This window comes from Flavobacterium sp. (genome assembly GCF_020217025.1).
Lineage (GTDB): Bacteria > Bacteroidota > Bacteroidia > Flavobacteriales > Flavobacteriaceae > Flavobacterium.
Genome location: NZ_JAIWOF010000030.1, coordinates 1 through 10000, shown reverse-complemented (window position 1 = coordinate 10000; position 10000 = coordinate 1). Strand labels below are relative to the sequence as shown.

Sequence of the window (10000 nt, the reverse complement as noted above, 5' to 3'; positions counted from 1 at the left end):
TTAACGACTATAAAGTTGTTAGAGATACTATTCGTTCTGGCGATACTTTTGGCAAGCTTTTAGAAAAATATCCATTAAGAGATAGTTTACGAGTTCATGAAGTTACCGAAAAAGTAAAAGATTCATTCAATGTTAGAAGAATTAAAGCAGGGAAACCTTATATTATGTTTCTTGATAAGAAAAAACCGAACATGCTTCAAGCTTTAGTTTATATCGAAGATAGAATTAGCTATACTGTTGTAGATTTTAGAGATTCAATCGCGGTTTTGAATAAAAAGAAACCAACAACCATAAAAAGAAGAGTAGTGGCTGCCGAAATTGAAGGTTCGTTATCCGAAACTTTAGGTAATGCCGGAGTTAGTGCTGGTTTGGCTAATAAATTAGCCAATATTTATGCCTATACGGTCGATTTCTTTAAAATTCAAAAAGGGGATAAGTTTGCGGTTACCATTAACGAACGTTACATCGATGATTCTATTTATGTAGGAGTGGAAAGCATTGAAGCTTCTTATTTTGAGCATAAAGGCAAGAAAATCTTCGCTTTCCCATATAAATTATCCGAAAATCAGAAATATGAAGATTTTTATGATGAAAACGGAAAAGGTTTAAAAAGTATGTTCTTAAAAGCTCCGTTGGATTATTTTAGAATTTCGTCTCGTTTTTCAGGCAGACGTTTTCATCCTGTACAAATGCGTTTTAAAGCCCACAATGGAACAGATTACGCAGCACCACACGGAACACCAATTAAAACAACTGCTTCAGGAGTTGTAGAACGAACAGGCTACACTGCGGGTAATGGAAATTTTGTTAAAGTTCGTCATAGCTCAACTTACTCTACGCAATATTTACATATGTCTAAAATTTTGGTTCGAAACGGACAACGAGTTTCACAAGGACAAGTAATTGGTAAAGTAGGAAGTACAGGTTTGGCAACCGGACCACATGTTTGTTACCGTTTTTGGAAAAATGGTGTGCAAGTAGATCCGCTTAGGCTGAAATTACCAAATGCCGAACCCATGAACGAATCACACAAGCAAAAATATCTAGCGCATATTGCTCCTTTAAAGAAAGAATTAGACAGCATCACAGCGGTAAAATTTAAAGAATAATGGCATTACCTAAAATAAATCCATCAAAAACTACTGCTTGGCAAAACATACAATCGCACTTCGAAAAAATGCAATTTACTTCTATGAAGGATTTGTTTGCTTCCGATGCGAAAAGAGTGGAGAAATTTCATATTCAATGGAATGATTTTTTAGTAGACTATTCTAAAAATATAATCAATCAAGAAACATTAGATTTGTTATTGAATTTAGCTAACGAAGTGCAATTAAAAGAAGCTATTTCAAGTTATTTTCAAGGCGATACAATCAATACAACTGAAAATAGAGCGGTTTTACATACGGCACTTCGTACCAAAGAATCAGCCAATATTTTAGTTGATGGCGTTAATGTAATGCACGAAGTGTATTCGGTAAAAAATAAAATCAAAAACTTCTCTAACGAAGTTATCTCAGGAAATAAAAAAGGATTCACAGGAAAACCATTTACTGATATCGTGAATATCGGAATTGGAGGTTCTGATTTAGGTCCAGCGATGATGATAGAAGCTTTGCAATTCTATAAAAATCATTTAAACGTTCATTTTGTTTCCAACGTTGATGGCGATCACGTTAGCGAAGTAATCAAGAAATTAAATCCAGAAACAACTTTGTTTGTTGTGGTTTCTAAAACGTTTACCACACAAGAAACATTATCCAATGCGGAAACCATTAGAAGTTGGTTTTTACAATCCGCTTCACAAGATGATATAGCCAAGCATTTCGTAGCGGTTTCAATCAATATCCAAAAAGTAACCGAATTCGGAATTCACCCTGACAATGTTTTTCCAATGTGGGATTGGGTAGGAGGTCGTTTTTCGGTTTGGAGCGCCGTAGGTTTATCTGTAAGTTTAGCCGTTGGATTTGATAATTTTGATAAGTTGTCGAAAGGTGCTAGTGAAATGGACGAACATTTCAAAAACGAAGCTTTCGATAAAAATATTCCCGTAATTCTAGCTTTATTGAGCATTTGGTATAATAACTTTTTTGGTACAGAAACCGAAGCTATTATTCCTTATACACAATATCTTCAAAAACTTGCGCCCTACTTGCAACAAGCATTTATGGAAAGCAACGGGAAAAGTATCGACAGAGAAGGGAATCCTGTAAAGTATCAAACAGGAACGATTATTTGGGGCGAACCTGGTTCTAATTCCCAACACGCTTTTTTTCAATTGATGCATCAAGGAACCAAATTAATTCCAACGGATTTCATCGGATTTAAACAATCGCTTCATGGAAACAAAGACCATCACGATAAGTTGATGTCAAACTTCTTTGCACAAACCGAAGCTTTATTAATGGGTAAAACCGAAGCGCAAGTTAAAGCTGAATTCGAAAAGCAAGACATTACAGGTGAAAAAGCTGATTTTCTATTGCCTTTCAAAGTTTTTTCGGGAAATAAACCAACAAATACGATTCTCATCAATAAATTAACACCAGAATCATTAGGAGCTTTGGTGGCGATGTACGAACACAAAATTTTTGTGCAGGGAATCATCTGGAATATCTTCAGTTATGACCAATGGGGCGTGGAATTAGGTAAGCAATTGGCCAATTCTATCTTAGAAGAAATCGAATCAAAAGAAGTAAAAAATCATGATAGTTCAACTTCGTTTTTGTTGAAAGCCTATCTGAAATAAGTCTTTTAAAAGACATCATAAAAAAAACCTCTTATTCATTTTTTTGGGTAAGGGGTTTTTAATTTCCTATATTTGTGGTTCACTTTAAAAAAAATTAGGTATGTACGAAACTATTCAATCCGTTCACTCTATCTTAGCTTATGCCGCTTTAGGGCTTTTAGTATTAGCTTCTTTTAATGCCATTTTTGGATTAACTTCTAAAAAATTATTTACTGATAAAGACTTGCGTTTGTCTTTATTCACTTTAATCATCTGCCACATTCAATTGTTAGTAGGTTTGATTTTGTATTTTGTTTCTCCATTAGGATTAGAACAATTAGGAAACATGAAAGACGCTGCTGCGCGTTTAACTTCGTTAGAACATCCATTAATTAACATTATTGCTTTGGCGTTAATTACAATCGGATGGTCAAAACACAAAAAAGAAGAAAGTAACAACGGAAAATTCAAAAAGATTGCCGTTTTCTATACATTAGGTTTAGTATTAATCTTATCGAGACTTCCTTGGGCTAATTGGTTCAATTAGTCTTTGGTATAATCTTTGGTAATAAGTCAACAAAATCAAATAAATTATGAAGAAAAACATCTTAATAGTTACATTTGTATTACTTGTTGCCGCATTAGTAGGCTTTTCTAATGAAACTAAATCTGATTTCGTTAGAAAAGCTTCTTTATATGATACCGTTAAGAAAAAAGATTCCCTTCAACTTCTAGATTCGATAAAAAAATCGGATTCAATTAAAGTGGTCGATTCTTTAGCGAATCTAAAAACCAAATTATATAAGAAAAACGTAGAAGCTTCGCATTATTCCGACAAATTAAATGGAAGAAGAACTGCAAGCGGACAAGTTTTTAGTAATAAAAAATACACAGCAGCGCATAAAACGCTAAAATTTGGAACTAAAGTTAAAGTCACAAATTTAGCCAATAACAAAAGCGTTATAGTTACCATCAACGATAGAGGGCCACACACTCGAAAAAGAGAAATTGATATGGCAAAGCGCCCATTTTTAGATATTTCTCACAATAACGGACGCTCTCCTTTACGCGTGAGTATAGAAATAGTAGAATAATTATTTCAGTTTACTACCTTTTGACGCCCACCAAGGCACCGTTTCCACTACCAATCTTCCTGCTTTAACCGCTGGGTCAAGATTTGCCAAACTATCTGCTTCTTTCATAGTCTCAGTGTTGAAAAGTAAAAATCCAGCAATACTTTCATGACTATCAGATGGACCTGCAATACTAATTTTATTCGTTTTTGCTAACCAGTTGATGTGTTCCATATGTTTTTTCTGGATTTTGGCAGCTTCTTCCTTCGAATGTTCGCGATTGGGACCTTTTTTTAGCATCACTAAGAAATATTTCTGCATCACATAAGTAGTATCGCCTTCTTTGTAGCTAAAGGTTTCGTGATTGGTTTTCGGTTTATCAGGATAAATTACGGTGTTTGAACCGCAAGCAAATAATAAAACCAAGGCAAGTATTCCAAAAAGTGTTTTCATTTTACCAAGATTTAAAAGGGTTGTTACTCAAAAAAGCATTGTAATAACGTTCGTCAGAAGTGACTTCTTCGCCTAACCAATTCGGTTTTTCAAAAGATTCATTTTCTGATTGTAGTTCAATTTCTGCGACTATTAAACCTTCGTTTTCACCTGCAAAAACATCAACTTCATACGTATGATTTCCCATAGGAACTTCGTAACGAACTTTATCAATATTACCTTTTTCGCAAAGTGGTAGTAAAGCTTCAGCTTCAGAAATGGCGATTTCTTTTTCCCACTCAAATCGGCTCATGCCCGATTCGTTTCCTTTGCCTTTTATGGTTAAAAAACCTTTGTTACCCTTGATTCGAACTCTAACGGTTCGCTCGGGATTCGAATTCAAATAGCCTTGTACAATTCTAAACTGAGTCGTACTTTCCGAGATAAAATCGGTTGACGTGACTAAAAATTTGCGCTCTATTTCTGTCAAAATTTAATATTTATTTAGGTTTCTAAATTACTAAAAAATACTTTCTCTTTGTATCTTTACGATTCTATGACCAAAATTATGAATTTATTTATCAGCAAAAATCACATTACGCCCGACGAAATTCTTAAAAAATACTTTAATGAATTGCAATTATGGCGCGACGAAGAAAACGAAATTGATATTTTAGTTCAATTGGTTAATGCTATTCGTCCAAGAAATCCTAAAAAGATTCAACACATAAGCCTTTTTCCTATAATCGAATTTTTTACAAATAACGATAAGGAACGAATCAACTTTGTGGCGTATTTGCAAACGGTTTTACAAAGTAAAAATTTCGATGCCATTTTAACTGATGCTGGAATTCTTCAAGATACAGATTTCTTTTACGAAGTTAAAAAGCGTGTTTTTGCTAAAATTTTACCCTATCAAGCGCCAAAAGACACCTTACAATATGTTTTAAATCAGGTTTTTTATGTGGATTCTGATCCGGTTTGGATTAATAAAATTCCAAAATCTGAGTTAGAAATCCTTTTTGAATTATTTCATTTCGAAACAATTTATGAATCGGTTGCAGTTAATTCTCCTTTGTATGAAGTGATGCAAGCTATCAATTTGTTGTCGCAACGCACCAGCGGAAAAGCATTGGAAACCGAAGTAATGAAAATGGTTCCTGAATATAACGATTTAGAAAGTCCATTTGCCGCTTTTGAAAAAGAATTATATTCAATTGAGAATACGATTCGCAATAAAGAATCGGAATTTTACACCACTTCATCTGATATCAATTACAAGCAATTGTTAGTGTTGTATAACCAATGTAACGAATTTGTTGAGAAGGCCTTTCAAAACTCCTCTAAATACGGAATTTCGTTACGTGTGAATCAAAACCTGTTGCGCATCAAACAACAGTTGTATCGCGTTGGTGTTTTGATGCCGCTTTTGGTAATCGATAAACCCGAAGACAAAAAAGCAAAATCAATTGAATTAGCGATAAAACTGATTAAATACAATTGTTTAAAAACCAACGTTAGAAAGTTATTTAACGAAAGCACACAATTATTATCGTACGAAATCACGCAACATACCGCGAAAACAGGCGAACACTATATAACCGAATCCAAAACGGAGTATTTCAAAATGTTGTATGCAGCGCTGGGCGGTGGATTAATTGTTGGATTTTTATGTATCATTAAAATCATGCTTTCTAAAGCCGATAGTAGTTATTTTGGTCAGGCATTTTTGTATAGCATGAATTACTCGTTTGGTTTTATTGCGATTTATGTTTTAGGATTTACGTTGGCAACCAAACAGCCAGCAATGACAGCTTCTGCTTTAATTAATGCTTTAGAAGACGGTTTAAAAAAGCAAGCGAATGGCGATGGAGAAAAACACAAAAGTTTCGCCATTTTATTTGCCCGATTGTTCCGTTCGCAGTTTATTGCGTTTGTTGGAAATGTCTTGATGGCTTTTCCAGTGGCGTTTTTAGGAATTTGGTTAATCGATTTGGCGTTTGATTACAATATTGCCGAAACCAAATGGGAAAAATTAATCACTGATTTGAGTCCAATACATTCCATGGCGATTTTTCATGCGGCAATTGCCGGTTTTTTCTTGTTCTTGTCGGGAATTATCTCAGGAAGTATTGCGAATCGTGATAAGCATTTTGATGTCTATTATCGAATTAAAGAACATCCGTTACTAAAATTAAATTTCGGAAAAGCGAAAGCCGAAAAAATTTCGAAATGGTACGAACGCTATTGGGCTGGAATCATTTCTAACTTTTGGTTTGGAGTTTTCCTTGGAAGTACGGCTTCGGTTGGATTATTTTTAGGTTTGAATTTGGATATTCGACACATTACATTTGCCAGTGGAAACTTAGCCTTAGCTATTTACGGCGCCGATTATATGGTGAACAATGCAATGTTATTTTGGGGTATTTTAGGTATCGGAATTATTGGTTTTGTGAACTTTTTAGTAAGTTTTGGTTTGTCGCTTGGATTGGCGTTTCGTTCGCGCAATATTCCATTGACAGAGTTACGCCCGATTCTTACTTCGATAAAGCAACATTTCTTTAGAAAACCGTTGAGTTTCTTTTTTCCTACCGAATAAATTATGAGCGAACACTACCGAAAAATAATTCACGTAGACATGGATGCGTTTTATGCATCGGTAGAGCAAATGGACAATCCAGAGTTGAAAGGGAAACCTTTGGCAGTTGGTGGAAGCGAAGTTCGGGGTGTGGTTTCAGCAGCAAGTTACGAAGCGAGAAAATTTGGTGTTCGAAGTGCTATTAGCGGCATTCAAGCGAAGAAATTGTGTCCCGATTTAATTTTTGTGCGACCACGATTTGATCGTTACAAAGAAATTTCAAAGAAAATCAGAAAGATATTCCACGATTACACTGATTTAGTTGAGCCATTATCGCTCGATGAAGCCTATTTAGACGTTACCGAAAATAAAAAAGGCAATCCCAGCGCGACATTAATTGCTCAAGAAATCAGAAAGCGCATTTTTGAAGAAGTTGGACTTACGGCTTCGGCAGGAATTTCTGTAAATAAATTTGTAGCCAAAATAGCTTCCGATTACAACAAGCCTAACGGACAAAAAACGGTAAACCCAGATGAGGTAGAAGCGTTTTTAGAAAAGTTAGATATTAAAAAGTTTTATGGCGTTGGCAAAGTAACGGCTGAAAAAATGTATCAACTAGGCATTTTTACAGGTTATGATTTAAAGCAAAAACCGTTAGAGTATTTAGAGAAACATTTCGGTAACAGCGGTTTTCATTATTACCAAATTTGTCGTGGCATTCACAACAGTGCCGTAAAACCGAATCGTAAGATAAAATCCGTAGGAGCAGAGCGTACTTTTGGAGAAAATTTATCTTCCGAAATTTTCATGGAAGAACGTTTGCAAAGTATTGCCAAAGAATTAGAAAAACGCCTACAAAAAAGCAAAATATCAGGAAAAACCATCACCCTAAAAATAAAATACTCCGATTTCACCTTACAAACCCGAAGCAAAACCTTGCCTTATTTCGTAAGCGATAAAAACATCATTTTAGACGTTGCCAAAGATTTATTGTATCAAGAACGTTTAAAGAATTCAGTGCGATTACTAGGTATTTCCATTCACAATTTAAACAACGAAGAAAAAACGAAAACTGAGTTGCCTCAAAAAAGTGTTTCGGTACAATTGAAGTTTGAGTTTTAGGAACTTAAACAAGCGTTAAAGTTGTGTTTTCTAACTTGTTGCTTCATTTTTCTTTTTAGTTTTATCCCAAATTACAAGGTTATGGAATTCAAAGTTTACGATGCCGCGTTTGCAAAACAGTATGAAAATGGGGCTATAAAAGCAATGCCGTTGGTGTCTTGGGATATTTATTCTCAGTTTTTATTGCAAACGAATGTGTTGCTTCATGATGTGAATTCGTTGCATCAAATGGCTAACAAAAATCAATGGAAATCGGTTTGGGATTATAAAGAGAGTTTACAAGAAGAAACCGTTATAGTGGTTACGGATGCGCAATTAAAAATTGTTTTCGCTAGTAAAAACATCAAAAAAATGAACGGTTACGAAGCACAAGAAGTCATTGGAAACTCACCAAAAATGTTTCAAGGTCCAAAAACAGATTCCAATATCAGTTTCGAAATCAGACAAGCCATTCTAAAAAAAGTACCATTTGAGAAAAACGTAATCAATTATTGTAAAGACGGTTCGTTATACAAATGTCACATCAAAGGATTTCCTATTTTCAACAATAAAGGTGAAGTAACTAATTTTATCGCGTTTGAAAAAATAGCGGCTTAAAACGAAAATATACAACAAACAAAAACGAGTGCTAATTACTAGCACTCGTTTTTTTATGACTATAAAAGTAAAGCTTATTCTATTTCAGAAACACGCATGGTGTTTACCATTCCTTTAGCAACGATTGGCATTGCGGCTAAGTTTACTACCATGTCGCCTTTTTTTACGTATTTCTTTTCTTTACAAATGGAGTTGATGTCTTCAATTGTATCATCTGTACTTACTAATTTGTCGTAGAAGTAGGCTCTTACACCCCATAACAAGTTCAATTGCGTTAAAATACGCTTGTTAGATGTAAACACTAAAATATGCGATTTAGGACGCCAAGCAGAAATTTGAAATGCCGTGTAACCTGAGTTAGTTAACGTTGTTATTGCTTTAGCATTAATTGTATCCGCCATTTGTGAAGCGTGGTAACAAATCGATTTGGTAATATAACGTTGGTTTTTTACTTGTGGTTGCGATAACGGCACTTTAATTAATGGCGAATCTTCTACACTTTCAATGATACGTGTCATAGTTTCAATAACTTCCACAGGATAATTTCCTACCGAAGTTTCTCCAGATAACATTACCGCATCAGCACCATCCATAACCGAGTTTGCTACGTCGTTTACTTCAGCACGTGTTGGTGTTAATGACGTAATCATCGTTTCCATCATTTGTGTTGCCACAATTACCGGAATTCTTGCAGTTTTAGCACGGTTAATCAATTTCTTTTGAATTAACGGCACTTCTTCTGCCGGAACTTCTACTCCTAAATCACCACGAGCTACCATCAATCCATCACAAAACGCTACGATTTTATCAATGTTTTCAACCGCTTCTGGTTTTTCAATTTTGGCAATAATCGGAATTTTATGATCCGAATGTTCTGCAATCAAATCTTGCAAATCTTCTAAGTCTTTTGGAGTTCTTACAAACGATAATGCAATCCAATCCACATCGTTTTCGATAGCGAATTTAGCATCGCGAATATCTTTTTCCGTTAAAGCAGGAAGTGAAACTTTTGTGTTTGGTAAATTCACTCCTTTTTTCGATTTCAAAGGACCACCTTGAATTACTACCGCTTCAACTTCAGTATTTTTATCAGTTTTAGTTACTTCGAAAATTAATTTTCCGTCGTCTAATAAGATTCTTTCTCCAGGATTTACATCTTTTGGAAATTCTTTGTAGTTCATGTAAACACGCTCTGCGGTTCCTAAGATATCTTCTGCAGTAGTGAACGTGATTTTATCGCCTTTGCTTACTACTACGTCTTCTTTCATTACCCCTACACGCAATTTCGGACCTTGTAAATCGGCTAAGATGGAAGTAGTGTAGCCAAACTCATCGTTTAGTTCTCTAATCATGTCAATTCGAGCACTAACATCCGTATAATCAGCATGTGAAAAGTTAATTCTGAAGACATTAACTCCAGCATCCACCATATTTTTAAGCACTTCTTTTGTGCTACAAGCTGGGCCTAATGTA

General features: G+C 34.9%; 10 protein-coding genes. 7 read left to right on the top strand and 3 right to left on the bottom strand.

The features are described from left to right. The 4 genes from LDL23_RS01320 to LDL23_RS01305 all read left to right on the top strand — a co-directional run. A partial coding sequence (locus LDL23_RS01320; RefSeq protein ID WP_291264094.1) for a peptidoglycan DD-metalloendopeptidase family protein occupies positions 1-1109 on the top strand: 1109 nt, incomplete at its 5' end. Beyond that, positions 1109-2746, top strand: a complete 1638-nt coding sequence (pgi, locus tag LDL23_RS01315; protein WP_291264093.1) for a glucose-6-phosphate isomerase — start codon at positions 1109-1111, stop codon at positions 2744-2746. The genes LDL23_RS01320 and pgi, both read left to right, overlap by 1 nt. 100 nt (positions 2747-2846) lie before the next feature. Next, positions 2847-3272 carry a hypothetical protein gene (locus LDL23_RS01310; protein ID WP_291264092.1) on the top strand — a complete coding sequence of 142 codons (426 nt, stop codon included), beginning with the start codon at positions 2847-2849 and terminating at the stop codon, positions 3270-3272. A 46-nt stretch (positions 3273-3318) separates the two neighbouring features. Continuing rightward, positions 3319-3819 carry a septal ring lytic transglycosylase RlpA family protein gene (locus LDL23_RS01305; protein WP_291264091.1) on the top strand — a complete coding sequence of 167 codons (501 nt, stop codon included), beginning with the start codon at positions 3319-3321 and terminating at the stop codon, positions 3817-3819. On the opposite strand, the gene LDL23_RS01300 is transcribed toward LDL23_RS01305, so the two are convergent. Together LDL23_RS01300 and LDL23_RS01295 are read right to left on the bottom strand one after the other, a co-directional pair. Beyond that, a complete protein-coding gene (locus LDL23_RS01300; RefSeq protein ID WP_291264090.1) occupies positions 3820-4251 on the bottom strand; it encodes a YciI family protein in 432 nt (143 codons plus the stop codon). A gap of 1 nt (position 4252) precedes the next feature. Next, a complete protein-coding gene (locus LDL23_RS01295; RefSeq protein ID WP_291264089.1) occupies positions 4253-4720 on the bottom strand; it encodes a CYTH domain-containing protein in 468 nt (155 codons plus the stop codon). Between the two features lie 78 nt (positions 4721-4798). Here LDL23_RS01295 and LDL23_RS01290 point away from each other — a divergent pair, with 78 nt between their 5' ends. From LDL23_RS01290 to LDL23_RS01280, 3 genes are all read left to right on the top strand, one after another. Continuing rightward, positions 4799-6829, top strand: coding sequence for a recombinase (locus LDL23_RS01290; RefSeq protein ID WP_291264088.1), 2031 nt, complete (start codon positions 4799-4801; stop codon positions 6827-6829). Positions 6830-6832: 3 nt separating this feature from the next. Further along, positions 6833-7930, top strand: coding sequence for a DNA polymerase IV (gene dinB / locus LDL23_RS01285; RefSeq protein ID WP_291264087.1), 1098 nt, complete (start codon positions 6833-6835; stop codon positions 7928-7930). An 81-nt stretch (positions 7931-8011) separates the two neighbouring features. Then, on the top strand, positions 8012-8527 hold the full coding sequence (locus tag LDL23_RS01280) for a PAS domain-containing protein (protein WP_291264086.1): 516 nt from the start codon (positions 8012-8014) through the stop codon (positions 8525-8527). Between the two features lie 74 nt (positions 8528-8601). On the opposite strand, the gene pyk is transcribed toward LDL23_RS01280, so the two are convergent. Further along, positions 8602-10000 (bottom strand): pyruvate kinase (pyk, locus tag LDL23_RS01275; protein WP_291264085.1); only part of this gene is annotated, 1399 nt, incomplete at its 5' end.